The organism is Brevibacillus sp. HD3.3A, from assembly GCF_013284375.2.
GTDB classification, from domain to species: Bacteria; Bacillota; Bacilli; order Brevibacillales; family Brevibacillaceae; genus Brevibacillus; species Brevibacillus parabrevis.
Genome location: NZ_CP085874.1, coordinates 2,212,388 through 2,229,539, shown reverse-complemented (window position 1 = coordinate 2,229,539; position 17,152 = coordinate 2,212,388). Strand labels below are relative to the sequence as shown.

The following is a 17,152-nucleotide window of genomic DNA, read 5'->3' as shown; positions in this document are numbered from 1 at the left end:
TCTTGTGGAGAAATGGATGAGAGAAATCGAGCAAATCAAGCAAGTGACGAATTTGCCGATCATTTGTGTCAAAGTTTTGGAAGCCGAAATCAGCCAGACTCAACAAGAGTGGGAGCAAAAAGGCTGGGAGCTTGTTTCGCTTGGGTCAGAACACGAGATGGCTTACCTCGTTCTGATTGAATCGACACAGTGGCCCGCTACGTCCCGTTCTTTGTTGAGTCTGTTTTTTTCCCGCACGAAAGAAAACGCGCCTCTGACTCTTCACGAGCAGATTGCCGCGTGGTTGCAATCGTTTGTGACCGGAAGCCGACTGGCTCCGCCTGAGCGTCTTGACCTTGTTTGGCCGTGGAAAGAAGCGCGGCTCTCCTTTTTGCTCGAGCGCAGCCGCACAGAAGGCACGGGCACCTGGGAATCGCTGCAAAGCTGTCTGCACCCCTTTTTCCGGGAGACGACGGCTTACACGCCAGGTTCGTCCAGTCTCGCTTTCTTTCCATTAAGTCATGCTTATTCTGTCCTGTTGCTGCCTGTTTCTATCCTGGAAGGCTCCGAGGAGCAAGCCGATTTGCTGGAATGGGCATCCGGGCTGCACGATCTGATTTCTACGGAGTGGATGGAGCCTGTCCGCATTGTTGTCAGCGCCCCTGTGCATCGCCCTTCCGCTCTGGAAAAAACGGTTTACGGGCAGTTGCTGCTGTCTCGCACTCTCCAGCATTATCGTCCGCACGTCATGGTCGCCGGCGACTGGATGTATCCGCTGGAGCGCTGGGCTGCCTCGCTGCCGAAAGAAACCGCGAAGTCCATTGCCAATGAGCTGGCAAGTCTCATGTCCGTTCCGCAGATCAGTACGGAGCAGCTGGAAACGTTGGAAACGTTGTTTGCCCGCCAGTTGAACGTCAGCGAAACGGCACGTCAGCTCTTTTTGCATCGCAACACGCTGTTGTACAGGCTCGACAAGCTGACGGAACAGACGGGGCTTGATCCGCGGCAGTTTCCCGATGCGGTGCTGCTCCAGCTGTATTTGCTCTTTCGGCAGCATTAACAAAACATTTTGTACATTTCGCCCATAGTCCAACTGTCTAAAAATTGTTACTCTTGCAAAAAGGTTATCCACGCTCTCGCTTTTTCAAAACTATAGGAGGTGCCTTTTCCATGGCAAAAGTGACACTGAACCACATATACAAACGGTACGCCGGAAACGTAACAGCGGTAGACGATTTTCATCTGGAGATTCAAGATCGCGAGTTTCTCGTTCTCGTCGGGCCATCCGGCTGCGGAAAGTCGACAACGTTGCGGATGATTGCCGGGCTGGAGGAAATTTCCGACGGTGACTTGTACATAGGCGATCGTCGCGTCAACGACGTCGCTCCGAAAGATCGGGATATCGCGATGGTTTTCCAGAGCTACGCCCTCTATCCGCACATGAACGTATACGAAAACATGGCGTTTGGCTTGAAACTCCGCAAATTTTCCAAGAGCGATATCGATGCGCGCATTCAGGAAGCGGCCCGGATTCTCGATATTTCGCATTTGCTCGACCGCAAGCCGAAAGCGCTTTCCGGCGGTCAACGGCAGCGTGTCGCGCTCGGTCGCGCCATCGTTCGCGAGCCGCAAGTCTTTTTGATGGACGAACCGTTGTCCAACCTCGACGCCAAGCTGCGCGTCCAGATGCGCACGGAAATCTTGAAGCTGCACCAACGCCTGAATACGACGATCATTTACGTCACCCATGACCAGACAGAAGCGATGACGATGGGCGACCGGATCGTCGTCATGAAAGACGGCTTGATCCAGCAAGTAGCGACGCCGAACGAGATTTACAACCATCCGGTCAATCTGTTCGTCGCAAGCTTCATCGGCTCCCCTGCGATGAACTTCGTCAAAGGACAGCTTTCCGAAAAAGACGGCGCCCTGTACTTCGACGCGGAAAACATCCACGTCCGCTTCCCGGACGACAAGGCGAAAATTTTGCGCGACAAAGGCTATGTAAACAAACCGGCCATCTTTGGCATTCGTCCGGAAGACATCTACAGCGATGCTGCGTTCATGGAAGCCAATCCGTTTGAGAGCACGCTGGAAGCGCAGGTCGAAGTAGTGGAAAACATGGGCTCCGAGCTGTATGTTTACTTCCATAATATCGGGAATACGCAAATGGTGGCCCGCGTAGATTCCCGTGAAGAGCTGAAGCCAAAAATGACGGTCAAGCTCGCCATGGACCTTTCCAAATGTCATCTATTTGACAGCGAGACGGAAGTGGCTGTATTCTAATAGCGAAGTGAAAAGGAATGTCTTTTCCGACATTCCTTTTTCTGTTGTCTTCAAACGTTTCAAACGCTTAGGCGGCGCCTGTATGGCCGCTTGTTTTTCGTGCATGTTGCTCGTTTTTCGCGGCGCTATTATAAAGAGAAAGAGTGGAGAGAACAAATGGCGTACAAAATTGTCTTTTTTGACATCGACGGTACTTTGCTGAACACGGAACACGCCATCCCGCAATCAACGGTGGACGCCGTAAACAGACTGAGGCAAAACGGGATTCGGGTGGCAATTGCCACTGGCCGCTCCCCCTATCACCTGATGCCGATCGCCAAACAGCTTGGCATCGATACATTCATCGGGTTTAACGGCTCTTACGTGGTGAGCGAGCAAAAGGTGATTCACCATACCCCTTTTGCCACTTCGACCTTGGCCGAGCTGGAACAGTTGGCACATGGGCACGAGCACCCTATGGTGTTTTTGAGCCATGAACAATGCTATGCGAATGCAGCCGATCATCCGCACGTGATTGACTCGTTTGATTTCCTGCGCTTGCCGGCCCCGGCACACCATGACCGCTACTGGGAAGTCGCTCCGATCTACCAGGCGTTTCTATACTGCACAGCAGAAGAAGAAGCGGTTTATACCGAAAAATTTGCGCAAGTGTCGTATGTGCGCTGGCACAATCGCGTCCTCGACATTCTGCCAAAAGGCGGTTCGAAAGCGCGTGGCATTGAAGCGATCCTGAAGCATGAAGGACTGACGCCTGCTGATGCTGTCGCATTCGGAGACGGGCTTAACGACAGGGAAATGCTGTCTTACGTCGGAATGGGTGTCGCTATGGGAAATGCGCATGAAGAACTGAAGCCTTTTGCCAATATGGTGACCCGCCACGTAAACGAAGACGGCATCCGGCACGGCTTGTTGCAACTTGGATTGATCAATTAGGAAGGACGTTGAAGAATACATGTCTTGGGAATGGTTTAACATCGTTGGCACTGTAGCGTTCGTGATCAGCGGCGCTATTATTGCCATGGAGGAAGAGTACGACATCTTGGGGGTAATCGTTCTCGGAATGGCAACCGCATTCGGCGGCGGGATCATGCGGAATATTTTGCTCGGAATCCCGCTCACTGCTTTTTGGAATCAAGGCACACTGTTTACGATCGCACTCATATCCATGCTTATCGTCTTTGTTCTGCCGCATAAGTACCTTGGCTTGTGGAATCGCTGGGGAATGTTTTTCGACGCGGTCGGGCTTTCTGCGTTTGCCATTCAAGGTGCGCTTTATGCGACACAAATGAATTATCCGCTTAGCGCCACGATTGTGGCAGCGGTACTGACTGGAATTGGCGGCGGAATTATCCGCGATGTTCTCGCAGGCCGCAAGCCTTTGGTTTTCCAGGAAGAAATCTACGCAGTCTGGGCCATGGCTGCCGGAGTGGCGGTCGGCATGAAGTGGGCATCGACAGTCGGCGAGATGTACACGCTGTTCAGCGTCATTATTGCTTGCCGAATGGTTTCCGTCTATCAAGGCTGGAAGCTTCCGCGCCGCTCGCTTCGTCCGGTGCCCGTTCGCCCTTTTGACAACCGAATGTAAGCTATTTCCTTCATAATCACTCTCTCCGTGTGCACGCTATAGTCATCAGCACTGGAGGGAGTGAGTTTTTTTGCGCGTCTTGCCCCCAATTATCGCCGCCCTAGCCCTGGTTGGTCTGGTCGTCATCCCCTACCGCCATCATCAAAATGCAGAGCAGGAAATGCGCGAACCTCATCCCCGCGTCACTTCCGTCGAGGCGAGCATACCGCGAATCAACTATATCGAGCAGGTCAAGGACATTCGCAGAGATCTGGAAAAGAAAAGCCACATCCAAACGCTGCATCACAACCCGCGTGACCGCAGCCACTACGTCGAGCATGAAGTCGTCGTCCGTTTCTCACCGCGACCGGAGCAGAAAAAAATCGACGAGCTGGTTGCGTCGCTGGATGCCAAAATCAAGCGCGATTTTGAGCAATTTCTGATCATCAAATCCAAAAGCCTGACGACCAAACAACTGATGAAAAAGCTCGCCGAGCACCCTGATTCCGTGTTTGCCGAACCGAACTATTTGCTGCTCCCCAATCGCAAACCGAATGATACGTACTACACCGAATACCAGTGGAATTTGCCTTTAATCGGCATGGAGCAAAGCTGGGATGTGAGCGAAGGCAGCAGCGACGTCATCGTGGCCGTCGTCGATACAGGCGTCGATCTCAAACATCCCGAGTTCGCCGGGAAGCTGGTCGAAGGCTACAACGTGCTCACCGACAACAACAAGCCGGAAGACGACAACGGTCACGGAACACACGTCTCAGGCGTCATCGCAGCCAAGACGAACAACGCCGACGGAATTGCCGGCATGTCGTGGAACAGCAAGCTGATGCCGATTAAAGCAATCGGCGCAGACGGCTCAGGGTCAGCCGTGGATATCGCCCAGGGCATTTACTGGGCTACCGACCACGGGGCCGATGTCATCAACCTCAGCGTCGGCAACTATACCTCTTCCGCCGCTTTGAAAGAAGCATGCCGCTACGCCTTCGAGAAAAATGTCATCCTCGTAGCTGCTTCCGGCAATGACGCGACCAACCAGCCGAGCTACCCGGCTGCTTATGACGAAGTGCTCGCCGTAGCTGCGGTCGATCACCGCAAAGAACGCGCCGATTTCTCCAACTTTGGCGATTACGTGGATGTAGCCGCTCCTGGCGTCGATATTCCCAGCACGTACATTTACAGCGACTACGCTTCGCTCTCCGGCACTTCGATGGCTTGCCCGCATGTCGCTGCGCTCGCCTCACTGGTGCGTTCTGTCCATCCGGATATGAAAAACCGTGATGTGATGGAGCTGATTCGCCAGTCCGCAACAGACCTCGGCGCTCCTGGTCACGACCAGCTTTACGGATACGGGATGATCAACGTCAATCAGACGCTGCGGCAAGCCAAACCAGCAAAACCGGCCCGCGCCGAAACGAAGCAGACGACGGTAGGCGGACTGCTGAACAAGTTTTTCATGCGCCTGCGCTTCGGGTTCGAATAGACAGTCTAACCGATATATACGGAGGGATGGAGTATGAAAGCATGCATCGTGTTTGCCCAGGAAGGAAAAGAGAGCTTTTGCCATGCCATACTCGACCGCGTCACCCAGACGTTGCAGAAGCAAAACATCGCCTATGACGTGCGCGATTTGTATCAAATGAAGTTTCAGCCTGTTTTTCAGGCGGCTGACATGCAAAAAGTGTCGAACGGCACTGCATCTGCTGATGTCATGACTGAACAGGAGCTGATTTCGGAAGCTGACCTGCTCGTGATGATTTACCCTGTCTGGTGGTGGTCGGCTCCCGCCATTCTCAAAGGCTATATCGACCGGGTATTCACCAACGGCTTTGCTTTTCGTTACGAGGCGCACGGCCCTGTCGGCCTGTTGAAAAACAAGCAGGCTATCGTCATTACGACGACGAGGGAATCCGAGCCGGAAATGAAAAAGACAGGCTTCGACGATGTGGTGAAAAAGCAAATCGTCGATGGCAGCTTGTCGATGATCGGCTACGATGTCACTTACCGCAATTTCGCTGCTGTCCCATACGTGGACGACGCTGCCCGCCAAGGCATGCTTGCGGAAGTCGAGGGCATCGTCACGGCGATTCACCAGCCAGTCGGCGTTTGAAAGCAGGGAAAGCACAAAAAAGCACAGGTTTACGCCTGTGCTTTTTCTCTTTCCAATCGTTTTTTCGCTATATAGTCATTTTCGTAATATTGCAGTTCATCGCGCATTTGCTCAAAAACTCTCGACAAGGACAAGGTCAGTTGCTCCAACTCCGGTGTGACCTGCTTGCGGAAGATAATACAGTCCTGGCCTGTGTAAGCATAGCGTCCGTCTTCCTCGTACACTTCGCCTTTTGGATAATAGAAGTAATTGATGCAGGTGTGATATACCTGATACAGCACTTCTTCGGCAAAATCTTCGTTGAACCTTGCCCGGCGCAAAGATACTCCCAGCCTGTCGTACGCATTTTCACAGTAGACGAGCAAGTGGCGCAAATCGGACAGATAGGTTCTGTAGTAAGATTCAAACTCTTCCGGGTCCCCCGATGCAGATACAAGACTAGACAAGGTAACCTGATTGAGATAACGCTCCAGTTCCATGCTTACCTTTTTCAACTTGGTGTACGTCTCTTCGCACAATTGCTTCAGATGAGTCGCTGACATAATGTCCCCCTTGCGTTGAAGAATCTGCCTTTTTTAAGTAAGTATATAGGAAAGATTCTTTACAACACAAGGGTTTCTTTTCTGCAAATCTCGCTAAACCGTTGTCGTTTCGGCAATGGTTTCCTTTTTTTTCCTTGTCTGTAACAAGTATATGCAATAGGCCGAGAACAGACCGAGCAAGATCATGAAGCCCAAAACAACCAGGTCGTGCGTGACGTAGGACAGCCCGTGACCTTTGCTCAAGATTTCTCTGACGCCGTTCAAAAAGTAGGTGAGCGGCAAAGATTTACCAATCGCAGCGACCGCAGTCGGCATTGATGCCAGCGGCCATGTAAAACCGGACAGCATGAACGAAGGAACGGCAATCATCATCGCAACTTGTGTCGCTTGCAGCTGGTCTTTGGAGAAGAAAGAAATCGCGTACCCGATGGCGAGCACGGCCAGGTTAAAGGCGGTTGCGATCAGCATCAAGTCAAGGGTGCTGCCGTAGTACGGAATTTCGAACCCTTTGAGCAGCAGTACGAAGCCCAAAAATACGTTCAAGGTTCCTGCGAGGAAATAAGGCAGCAGCTTGCTTGCCGTGATCGCCCAGAAGCTGTGGGATCTCAGCGTGTCCTGCCACGTTCCTTCTTCCTTCTGTTGCGCTACTGACAGGGCGATGCCGAGGAACAACACCTGTTGAAATACCGTTCCTGTCAAACCGAAAACCATGAAGGACATGTAGCTGAAAGTCGGATTGTACAGCACGCGATAGCGATAGTCGATTCCGGTGAAAAGATTTACCCCTTCTTCGCCCCAACTGCCTTTCGCCTCCATTTTTTTCAGCGTGGCGCCTGCGGACACCGACTTGACGACCGTGCTCGCTGCGCGGACAGCGGTGTTGGAAATCATCATGTTGCTGCCGTCAATGACCGTCAATACTTCGGCTGACCGTCCAGCCTTGACGTTCTTCTCCAGCTCGGCGGGAATGATCAAGGCAATATTGGCCTCGCCCTTGTCAATCAGCCGCATCGCTTCCTCTTCGGTGCCTACGATAGATGTAACCTGAAACGTCTGATCGACCTCAAACGCCCGATACAGCTCGCGGCTCAGCTCTGACTGATCCGCGTCCACCATGACGGTCGGAATGTGCATCACTTTCTTTTCACTGTACAAAAAGCCAAACAGGGTCAAGTAAATGATCGGTACGAGAAAAATGACGTTGCGGATCGTTTTGTTCGCAAACATGTTTTTCCATTCGCTTAAAAAGAGCCGGGAGAAATCACTCACTATGAACAGCTCCTTCGATCTTCCACTCGACCGTCAAACCTGGCCGCAGCTCTGGATCAGCCAGGAACAGCTTCACCTGGAAGGAACGAATGTCGCGATCGCCCAACTCCTGTGTCGCCTTTTTCACCGCAAAATCAGCTGCTGGTGCAATCGTGGCGATTTTCGCTTCCACTTCCCGTTTCAAGGCTGGCACGTACAGTTTGGCCGTATCGCCTGTCTTGATTTGCCCCAGCGTGTATTCGTTCACGTAAAGCTTCACGTAGTTATCGGATTTTGCCTGAATGGTCAAAACGGTAAAGCCTTGTGCAACCAGCTCGCCTTTTTGCACCGCAACAGATTTGACGACTCCGTCCATCGGCGCAACCAGCTTCGTGTTGTTCAAATACGCTTCAATCTCAGCCAAAGCTCCTTTGGCTTGCAGTACACCCGCTTCAGCCGATTTCACGTCCAGCTCTTTCAATCCTACTTGACCGCGTGCGGCTACGGCTTGCTTGTAAGCTGCTTTCGCCTGATCAAGCTGAGCTTGCGCTGCGTCTACTTGCTCGCGGCGTGCCCCTGTGGTAGCCATTTTCAACTGCTCGTCGGCTGCCTTCAGTTCCGCGCTTGCTTTTTCTGCCTGCATTTGCGCTTCCTCGACTTTTACCTGGGGAACGGCTCCCTCTTTCAGCAGTTTGTTCATCCGCTCCAGGTTGGAAGCGGCGATCTGATTGGAGGTTTGGGCTGCCTGCAACTTGGCTTTCAGCTGGGAAATTTCCTCGGCGCGCGCTCCGTTTTTGTTTGCCGCCAGTTGAGCCTGTGCCGAGCTGACGACTGCTTGCGCCTGATCGACCTGAGCGTCACTGGAGCTGTCCGTCAAGGAAACACCTTTTTTCGCTTGATCGAGCTTCACTTGCGCCAGGCGATAGGCTGCTTCCGCCTGTTCCTTTTTCGCCAGCAACTCTTCGCTGTTCAAGGTAGCGACCAGTTGGCCTGCCTTTACTTCATCGCCTTCTTTAAAAGCGATCTGCTCGATCGATCCGCCCATTTTAAAGGAAAGATCGACTTCCGTTCCCTCCACGACGCCTGTTACTTGTGTCGCCTTTTGCCCTGCCAGGCTGCTGCCGCCAGACCCGAGCAAAACCGTTCCCAATACTGCAATTCCGGCTACAAATCCGGCTACCCCGATCCATGCACGTTTCTTCATTTTCGATTTCTCCTCTGTCTCTTTATGTGCTTGTTGTTTGTTATTGTTTCGTCTGCAACATGCCCGCCAGGAAGCAGCGTAGCGTATGTTTGTTTTCCGGCGTGTCCAGCGGTTCTTTGCGGTATTGTTTGCGAATGGCGGTAAAACCGACCATGCCGAACAACGCCGAGGCGAGCGTCCCGATTTCCACATCCGCTCGTATATACCCTTGCTCCTGCAATCGGGTCATGTAAGATTCCATCATCGTAAAATATCCCGTCAGCAGCTTGGCGACGGTCAAATCGCGCTGCTCATCTCCCGTAAAGACACTGAGCAGCAGGAAGCACAGCTCGCGGTTTTCGGAAAAGAAGCGAAGATGCTCATCCAACACATTCAGCATGCGATCTTCCAAAGTCAGCTGTTCATTTTGCATCACACTATCGACATGGTAAATCAGCATCTTCACGCCTTTTTCAATCACGTACAAGAAAAGCTCCTCTTTGGTCGAGAAATGGTAGTAAAGCGTTCCTTTCGCCACCTGCGCCATTTCTGCAATCGCGTCCATCGTCGTTTCGCTGTAACCCAATTGGGCGAATGCTGTCAACGCTCCCTGAGCGATTTGATCCTTTTTCGAAGGTGCCATCACTCCCGTCCTCCTTATCGTATTTGAACTGACTGGTCAGTACAAAAATTAGTTTACGAAACGCTCCTAGTTTTGTCAATAGGCCACTTTTCCATTCCGTTGCCAAACTTTTGCCCGGCGCGCAGGCAAGATGTTTCCTGCCCAAACGCAAAAAAGACCGCACGCATGCGGCCTTTCACTTTTCCCTGATGCGCCAATACGTCTCCTGCGTCGTCTGCATCGGAGCAACGCCGAGCTGTTCCTGAAGCTTCGCGACACATTTTTTGTACCAGCGGATCGCCTGAGTCCGGTTGTTTTGTTCATAATAGGCTGTCATCAGCAGCCGATACGCTTCTTCCCAGCAATCGTCCACGCGCAAGATCGCTTCACACCAGCGAATCGCCTGCTCCTGCTGGCCTTGTTCCAGCCTGATTTTTGCCAGCCGCTCCGCCCCGCGCAAAAACAGTGCCTGAACTCGCTCCCGCTCCTCGACGCACCATTCCTCGTAGCGGCACTCCGGCAAATACTCACCGAGGTAGTAACCCAAGCCTTTTTCGAGCAAAAGAGTGGCTTGACGCACGTCCTGCTCGGACAGCCCGAGCGCGACCAGCTTTTCAAATTCCTCTGCATCCAAAAGGTAGCCGGAAGCGAGGTTGAAGCCGTAAGAGCTGCCGTGACGCTGGATAAAAAACGTGTCCGATCGCGCGGCGCGGTCCGGCTCCAACGCTTTGTTCAGCGCATTCAGCGCCACTTTGAAGTCGCGAATCGCCGCTTCCTCGATACTGTCAGGCCACAGCCGATGCATGATTTCCTCGCGAGCCAACAAGTGGTGACGTTTCGTCAGCAAAAGCTGAAACAACAGCTTGGCCGTCCCGCGCTGCCACGCCTTTTCGCTCAGCTCCCGCTCTCCCAGCCAGACGCGAAACGCCCCCAAAGTCTGAATGCGCAGCGTATACCCGGGGTGAAACGTCACGTTTTGCAGCCCGAGGTCGTTCAAAAGCTGTGAGATGTAATCCGGCGATACTTTGCGCCGCTCCGCTTCCAGCAATATCGGCATCAGCTGCTGCACATCATACGGCGTGAGCAAGGTAGGGCGTTGCAGCAAAAAGGCGTATTCTCCCGTCTGCATCAACGACAACGCCTGCGTCACAGCCGGGACAAACAACTCCCAGCGCTTGCTCCGGTATGCCAAAAAGCTGAGCCATAACTGGCAGATCGCCACATGATAGCTGTCGCCGCAATGACTCAACCGCTCGGAACAATCGCGAAACGTTTCCAATGCTTCTGCATCTTTGCCGTATTTGGCGTAGGCTATTCCAATCGCCATTCGCACCAGGCTGCCCAGCCAGTCGTCACGCATCGCTTCTGTCTCCGCAATCCCGCGCTTGCCGTACAAAAGCGCCTGATCAAGCGCCTTTTGACTGGCGTGATACAGCGTCAGACCGAGCAGCGTCTCCGATTTGCCGCGCGTCGACTGCAACTCTTCCATCATATGCAAACCTTTTTCGTACAGCTTGCGAATCTCGTCCGCAGGCAGTCCTTGACTGATTAGAGCGGCATGCGCTTTTCTCACGTAGCCGTTGGCCTCGACGAACGGAGAATGCGCCGCCCGTCCGAGCTGGATCGCCGTCTCTGCGGCCTCGAAGCCCCGCTCCCACTCTCCGTCCAACGCGTAGACAAAAGAAAGCAATAAGGACGTCTCCCGGTACGAGCGCGTCAAGGTCGGGTGTCTAGTCTGCTCCAGCTGCCACTTCGTTTCCAGCAGCTGGATGGACGATTGCAGCCGCCCCGTCCGGAACAACAGCCGCGATTCCAGCTCAACTTCTGTCTGCTGCTCCAGCTCCTGGCTCTTTTCATACCAGGCCGCCGCTTGCCTGGAATCGCCTCTGTTCGTATAAATTTCTGCCAACAGCCTGTACAGCCTCGGCGCCAGTTCGCTTTCCTGCTCCTGCACAGGCAACTGTTCGATCGCGCGCATCAGCAGCGCCTCTGCCTGCACCCCCTGAACGCTGTCCAGATGTACTCTCGCTTTGCCTTCCAGCCCGCGGCATAACCCGATCCTGTCCTGCTTTTGCTCGCAAAACACTAGAAACTGCTCATACGAGGCAAACGCCTTGGCGTACAGACAGCGATACCGCTCCACTTCCCCCTGATAAAACCAGAGCCAATGCTCCTCTGCTTTCACCGAGTCGGGCAATAAAGCCAGCCATTTGTACAAACCGTCCAGCACACCCGCGCTCAAAAACCGCTCAGCAGCCTGGCGAACCCAGGAGCCGAGCAAGTCCCAGCGCTCCAGCAGCCGCAAACGCTCAAAAGCCTGTTCTTCCTCGCCTTTTCGCCGAAACCAGAGGGCTGCCGCCTGATTCACCCGCGTGTAAATGTCCTGATGCGAAGCGAGTTTACCGGATAACAGCCGCTGAAATAACGGATGAAAAAAATAGCGTTCCCGTTCGTCGACATGCAAAAAGAGATTGCTTCGCTTTGCCTCTTGCAGCATCTCCCCTGCTTTTGCCCCTAAAACTTGCCTGCCATCTTCCTCGGTGAACGTTTCAAGCGCTGCTGCCTCCATCAGGAAATGCTGCATGTCTTCTTTCAGCCCGACCCAGACATCCGCTTCCAGCAGGTGCAGCAGGCGGGACAGCTCATGCAAGCTATCCGACAGCTTGAAGCCTCTGGCAATTTTTTCACCGATGGACCGAAGCGCCATGACCCAGCCGCGCGTCACTTCCGCAACTTGCTGCCATTCGTCCTCAGTCAGTGCGATATCATACTGATCCGAATAAAAGGCTTCGCTTTCTTCGATCGTAAACGCCAAATCATCGGTCGTAAGCTCCAGACACTCGCCTCGCGCTGTGAGTAATTCTAAATTTTTCCACACAGGGCGAATGCGTGTCAAAATCGCCAGCTTGACCTTGTGCGGCACATGCTGAACCAGCTCAGACACGAAACGGTCGATTTCGCTGTCGCCAGCCACTCGCTCGTAACGATCGAGCACAATCACAAACTGATCCGGCAGCCGTGCGCATTCCCTGGCAAACCAATCAGCGAAGCGCTTCCCGTTTTCCCCCTGCGCTGCTTTCGCGAAAGCAGCAGCGGACTTCGCTTCCTTTTCCTTTTCCAGCAACTCGCGAAGCGTCTGTCCAAAATCAGGTGCGACCCGCCGGACACTTTCCACCAGACACCACAAAAAGTCAGCTAACGCCGTATCCTCTTCTGCGATGAAATACCAGGAAGCGTTGCGGGACTCATCGTGCAAAAACGTGGCGAACGATGTTGTTTTGCCGTAGCCTGCTCCCGCGTGAATCAGACAGAGCTGCGCATGCGCAAGAAGCCGCAGCTTCCTCGCCAGGGCTGGGCGTCTGAGCACGTATGGCTTTTGCCCGGGGAGAGTAATTTTGGAAATGGGTACCTGGAATTGACTCATGCGTTGCACTCCTTGCCGTTCTCCTACTCTTCCAGACTATTTCCCCATTTCTTGCAAAACTCCTGCCATCGCGCGCCGATCGACAAAAAGCCCACCCGGGCGGCCAGGTGGTCTTCTGTCAGTCAACGAGATTGTAACCTTTGACGCTATAACCGATATCATTGAGCAGCAGTTGAAATTCTTCATTGTTGATTTCCTCGCCGCGCAAGATTCGTTCATGCAAATCGGCAATGCGATCGTAAATCGCCCGGTTGGTGGACACGTACATCAGATTGAACCGGGATTCAGTCTGTAGCCTGCCCCTCATCCGGTCCACTACCCGCTTTTGCAGCGCATCGGTATGTCCGTTGTCGTTGCGGACGATCTTGCCTGGCGTATAAGGGATGGTCGGACGCGGGTTGACCTCGTCTGGCTTTGGCGTATCTACTGGCAACACACCGACGAGCAGGTTGTCTTTGTAAGCCAGCACTTTAATATCGACGACTCCCGGTATTTTTTCCGCATGCCGCTCCAGATACGAGACGAGATGAGGCTCCCGGTTATGGACCATTTTTTGGCTGATCATCGCTGCCGGACCTTTGTCCATCCCTGCGTTGTCATTGCGATAGTTGATGCCATACGATTCGAATTTTGCCTGATTCCCGCCCCGATCTTCGGTGCCTTGTTCTTTGTTTGGCGAACATCCTGTCACCAAGCCCGCGATCAGAAGAGACGCACAGATGCTTACACAAAATCGCTTCAACAAAAAACACCTCCTTGCACATAGTGTGGTGTGCAGGAGGTGTTCTTACTCAGGAAGTGGCTCCCTTAATCAACGGAGACAAATTCCCCTTCATAAGTATCTTTCTTGCCGTCCTTCTCGGCTTTGACCGTAAATTGACGGATGCCGTCTTCAGCGTCGCCAATAAATTCGAACGTGCCATCTGCTTTTACTTCCGCTTCATACGACTCATCGCCGATGACTACAATAACCTCAGATTTCGGGTCCACTTTTCCGGTTACTTGGTACAGACCGATCTGGAAAAGGGAGCTTGTCTTTCCGACAACACTTTCATCGTTGATCAAGACAACCTGATCAGGCTTTTTCTCTTCGCCAGTCGTCGGTTTTGTCGGTTGCGGAGTTTGCGGCTGGCCTGGCTGTGTCGTTTGCTGATCGGCAATGAGCACTGTTTGGGAAGCCGGGTCCCAGTCCACTTTGTAGCTCAGCGCTTCAGCGATAAAGCGAACAGGCACGACCGTGCGCTGGTTGACAATTTGCGCAGGCACATCGAGATTGATGGTTTGTCCATTTTTCTTCGCAATTTTTTGCGTTACAACGAGGCGAATGTTATCGTTGCCTTTATCGATGGTCACGGTTCTTGTTTTTTCATTCCAATCGACTTTGAATCCGAGGGACTCTGCAATGGGACGAATCGGTACAAGTGTACGGCTATCACGGATCACAGGCTTTTGATCCGGGAATACAATCTCTTTTTTATTGTACTCGACTTTGATGGCAGCTTGCGCAGGCGCTGCCGCAGCAGAAAAGGCCGCCATAGGCACCAGGGCAACAGCCAACATGAATGACGTAATTTTTTTCAGCAAAATGTCCACTCCGTTTCCAATAAGATTCACACGATTCTTAATCTACTATAGGATAGCAACCGTTTCAAGGCATTCCTCGAATCAGCCCACCAAGATCGTACTGTTAATTGTAGAAGGAAGGGACTGAATGGACAAGCAGGATAGCGCTGGAAACGGTAAAAAACGACGATATTCCTCTATCTTTTGACCTAATTTCAAATTGTTACAAAAATACAACCATATTCCTCCCAAAACGCGTTACAATGAAGCAAGAAACGACAGTATTTTTTCGAAAGAGGCAATGATGATGAAAAAGTTTATTCCTTTTCTTATCCTCGCATTGATCTTGACCATGATCCCTCCCGGCGGCAGTTCTGCCAATACGACTGCGGTCCAGCTGGGAAGCGATTTGCTGTTTGACCGCTTTCATCAGCTGATTGAGGGGAAAAACGTCGGGCTGATCACGAATCAAACCGGAATCAACAGTCAGGGAGCGAGCACGATCGACCTGTTGCGGCGCGACCGCTCTGTCAAACTCACGGCTCTTTTCGCCCCGGAGTATGGCCTGGACGGCAAAGAGCAGGTCGGCACTCAGGCGAAGAGCTACACCCATCCGGTTTACGGGATTCCTGTCTACAGCTTGTACGGCTCGACTCGCCAGCCGACGCCGGAGATGATGGGGCATTTTGACACTTTGCTCGTCGACTTGCAAGATACAGGCTCCCGAACGTATACGTACATATCGACACTCCACTACGCCATGGCTGCGGCGAAGGAACAAGGCAAACGAATCGTCGTGCTCGATCGCCCGAATCCGCTTGGCGGCACAATCGTAGAGGGACCAGTCCTGGAAAAACCTTATCAATCGTTCATCGGCATCGACGAGCTGCCTCTCGCTCACGGGATGACCATCGGCGAGCTTGCCCTGTTCTTCAACCGCTCGATCGGCGCTGATTTGTATGTCGTTCCGATGGAAGGCTACACGCGCGGCATGACCTACCCCGATACGGGGCTGAAATGGGTGCCAAGCTCCCCGCACCTTCCTGACCTGACGTCCGTCTACGGGTACATGGCTACCGGACTCGGCGAAGGCACACCGGTCAAGCAAGCGGACAACTTCGCCTGGATCGGCGCGGAAGGCATCGATTCCGTCCAGTTCGCCGACTTGTTGAACGGCAGCTTGCTGCCTGGCGTGCTTTTTCTCCCTGAGAAGAAGGAAAACGCTGGCGGCGTGCGCCTGCACATCCACGATTCGCGCGTTTTCAATCCGGTTCGCACGGGTCTGTACGCGCTTGCCTACGCGCGACAGCTTCAGCCGTTTGCGGTTCCACAGAGCACCGAGAAAGAAATCACGATGTTCGATCAAGTCATGGGCACCAGCAAAATCGCCCAATTGCTTGCCCAAGGCAAAAGCCCGCAAGAAATCGTCGCTTCCTATGCAGAAGCGCTGGGCAAATTCGTCGAGCTGCGCAAAAGCTTTTTAATCTATGGGGAGACGCCGTTCGTGCCGTCTGGAGCGATTCATAGTCCGTACGCTGCTCCGCTCCCGGCCAAACCACCTGTTCCACCTGCACCGCCTGCTGGCAAGCCTGGAACCGTTACGCCACCAGCTCCAAGCATTCCAGAGCCTGCCAAGCCACCTGGTACGAACACTCCGGCTCCAAGCACGCCAGAGCCTGCCAAGCCACCTGGTACGAACACTCCGGCTCCAAGCACGCCAGAGCCTGCCAAGCCGCCTGGTACGAACACTCCGGCTCCAAAGCCGCCTGCACCAGCGCAGAAGCCGCCAGCAGTCCCTGCACCAAAGCCTGGCGACAAGATCGCGTATTTGACTTTTGACGATGGCCCTTCTCCGGTAACACCGCAAATTTTGGATACGCTGAAAAAAAATCAGGTCAAAGCTACTTTCTTCATCGTCGGAAGAAATGTGCCCGGCCACGAAGCGATCCTGAAACGAATTGTGGCAGAAGGCCATGCTATCGGTGGTCATACGTACTCGCATGACTACAAGATTGTGTACAAAAGCATGGAAGCCTTTTTTGCCGATCTGGAAAAAGGCAACCAGCTGATCGAAAAAGCAACGGGAGTCAAGCCCGTCCTGTTCCGCTATCCGGGCGGCAGCACCAACACCGTCAGCCTCAAATACCAGGATACGAAACGATACAGCAAGCAAGCGCCTGTCATGAACGCCATTAAAGCCGAAGCGAACAAAAGAGGCTATACGTTCATCGACTGGAATGTGACCAACGGCGACGCCCGCAGCAATAAATATACAGCCCAGCAAGCTCTCGCCAACGTCAAGGCGCAAGTAAAAGCCCAAAAAGAAATTGTCGTGCTCATGCACGATGCGAGCACGAAAACACCTACGGCCCAGGCGCTGCCTGAAGTAATCGCCTTTTTGAAAGCAAAAGGCTACCGCTTTGAAGCAATCCACCCTGACCAGCCGACTGTGTCTCATGTGAAATAGGATACAGGCAAAAAAACCCGCCCGACAGCCGAAACATCCGGTGATCGAGCGGGTTTTTGTTGGGAGGGTGGGTCAGCCCTTGCCCTTGCATCGGGACGGGCTTTTGTTTGTAGCAGCAGACCAGCTCATGCATCGAGTTAGGCTTTTGTTCA

14 protein-coding genes are annotated in these 17,152 nt (G+C 53.1%); 7 read left to right on the top strand and 7 right to left on the bottom strand.

The annotated features are described in order from the left end of the window. Positions 1 to 4 precede the first annotated feature (4 nt). The 6 genes from HP435_RS10915 to HP435_RS10890 all read left to right on the top strand — a co-directional run bounded on the left by HP435_RS10915 (position 5) and on the right by HP435_RS10890 (position 5,951). Positions 5 to 1,039, top strand: a complete 1,035-nt coding sequence (locus HP435_RS10915; RefSeq protein WP_122965651.1) for a PucR family transcriptional regulator — start codon at positions 5 to 7, stop codon at positions 1,037 to 1,039. 110 nt (positions 1,040 to 1,149) lie between these two features. Continuing rightward, positions 1,150 to 2,265 (top strand): ABC transporter ATP-binding protein, encoded by a 1,116-nt coding sequence (locus tag HP435_RS10910; protein ID WP_063227739.1) that lies wholly within the window; start codon positions 1,150 to 1,152, stop codon positions 2,263 to 2,265. 156 nt (positions 2,266 to 2,421) lie between these two features. Beyond that, entirely contained in the window at positions 2,422 to 3,198 is a 777-nt protein-coding gene (locus tag HP435_RS10905; RefSeq protein WP_122965650.1) for a Cof-type HAD-IIB family hydrolase, read from the top strand. A 19-nt stretch (positions 3,199 to 3,217) separates the two neighbouring features. Then, positions 3,218 to 3,850 (top strand): trimeric intracellular cation channel family protein, encoded by a 633-nt coding sequence (locus HP435_RS10900; RefSeq protein WP_122965649.1) that lies wholly within the window; start codon positions 3,218 to 3,220, stop codon positions 3,848 to 3,850. 70 nt (positions 3,851 to 3,920) lie between these two features. Then, positions 3,921 to 5,324: a S8 family peptidase gene (locus HP435_RS10895; protein WP_122965648.1), complete on the top strand. Its 1,404-nt coding sequence runs from the start codon at positions 3,921 to 3,923 to the stop codon at positions 5,322 to 5,324. A 33-nt stretch (positions 5,325 to 5,357) separates the two neighbouring features. Continuing rightward, positions 5,358 to 5,951 (top strand): NAD(P)H-dependent oxidoreductase, encoded by a 594-nt coding sequence (locus tag HP435_RS10890; RefSeq protein ID WP_173595588.1) that lies wholly within the window; start codon positions 5,358 to 5,360, stop codon positions 5,949 to 5,951. 29 nt (positions 5,952 to 5,980) lie between these two features. Here HP435_RS10890 and HP435_RS10885 read toward each other — a convergent pair whose 3' ends face one another. The 7 genes from HP435_RS10885 to HP435_RS10855 form a co-directional block, all read right to left on the bottom strand. Next, positions 5,981 to 6,493 (bottom strand): DUF3907 family protein, encoded by a 513-nt coding sequence (locus tag HP435_RS10885; RefSeq protein ID WP_063227734.1) that lies wholly within the window; start codon positions 6,491 to 6,493, stop codon positions 5,981 to 5,983. Between the two features lie 93 nt (positions 6,494 to 6,586). Then, positions 6,587 to 7,765 carry an ABC transporter permease gene (locus tag HP435_RS10880; RefSeq protein ID WP_173595976.1) on the bottom strand — a complete coding sequence of 393 codons (1,179 nt, stop codon included), beginning with the start codon at positions 7,763 to 7,765 and terminating at the stop codon, positions 6,587 to 6,589. Continuing rightward, entirely contained in the window at positions 7,755 to 8,945 is a 1,191-nt protein-coding gene (locus HP435_RS10875) for an HlyD family secretion protein (protein ID WP_173595587.1), read from the bottom strand. The genes HP435_RS10880 and HP435_RS10875 overlap by 11 nt, the downstream gene beginning before the upstream one ends. A 40-nt stretch (positions 8,946 to 8,985) precedes the next feature. Beyond that, positions 8,986 to 9,567 carry a TetR/AcrR family transcriptional regulator gene (locus tag HP435_RS10870; RefSeq protein WP_122965644.1) on the bottom strand — a complete coding sequence of 194 codons (582 nt, stop codon included), beginning with the start codon at positions 9,565 to 9,567 and terminating at the stop codon, positions 8,986 to 8,988. A 175-nt stretch (positions 9,568 to 9,742) separates the two neighbouring features. Then, on the bottom strand, positions 9,743 to 12,970 hold the full coding sequence (locus HP435_RS10865; RefSeq protein WP_173599754.1) for an AfsR/SARP family transcriptional regulator: 3,228 nt from the start codon (positions 12,968 to 12,970) through the stop codon (positions 9,743 to 9,745). A gap of 118 nt (positions 12,971 to 13,088) precedes the next feature. Beyond that, the gene (locus HP435_RS10860; protein ID WP_122965886.1) at positions 13,089 to 13,712 is read right to left on the bottom strand and encodes a sporulation protein; all 624 of its coding nucleotides are present in this window, start codon (positions 13,710 to 13,712) and stop codon (positions 13,089 to 13,091) included. Positions 13,713 to 13,777: 65 nt separating this feature from the next. Next, positions 13,778 to 14,584: a copper amine oxidase N-terminal domain-containing protein gene (locus HP435_RS10855; protein ID WP_173599755.1), complete on the bottom strand. Its 807-nt coding sequence runs from the start codon at positions 14,582 to 14,584 to the stop codon at positions 13,778 to 13,780. 256 nt (positions 14,585 to 14,840) lie between these two features. Here HP435_RS10855 and HP435_RS10850 point away from each other — a divergent pair, with 256 nt between their 5' ends. Then, positions 14,841 to 17,000 carry an exo-beta-N-acetylmuramidase NamZ domain-containing protein gene (locus HP435_RS10850; RefSeq protein WP_173599756.1) on the top strand — a complete coding sequence of 720 codons (2,160 nt, stop codon included), beginning with the start codon at positions 14,841 to 14,843 and terminating at the stop codon, positions 16,998 to 17,000. Positions 17,001 to 17,152 lie beyond the last annotated feature (152 nt).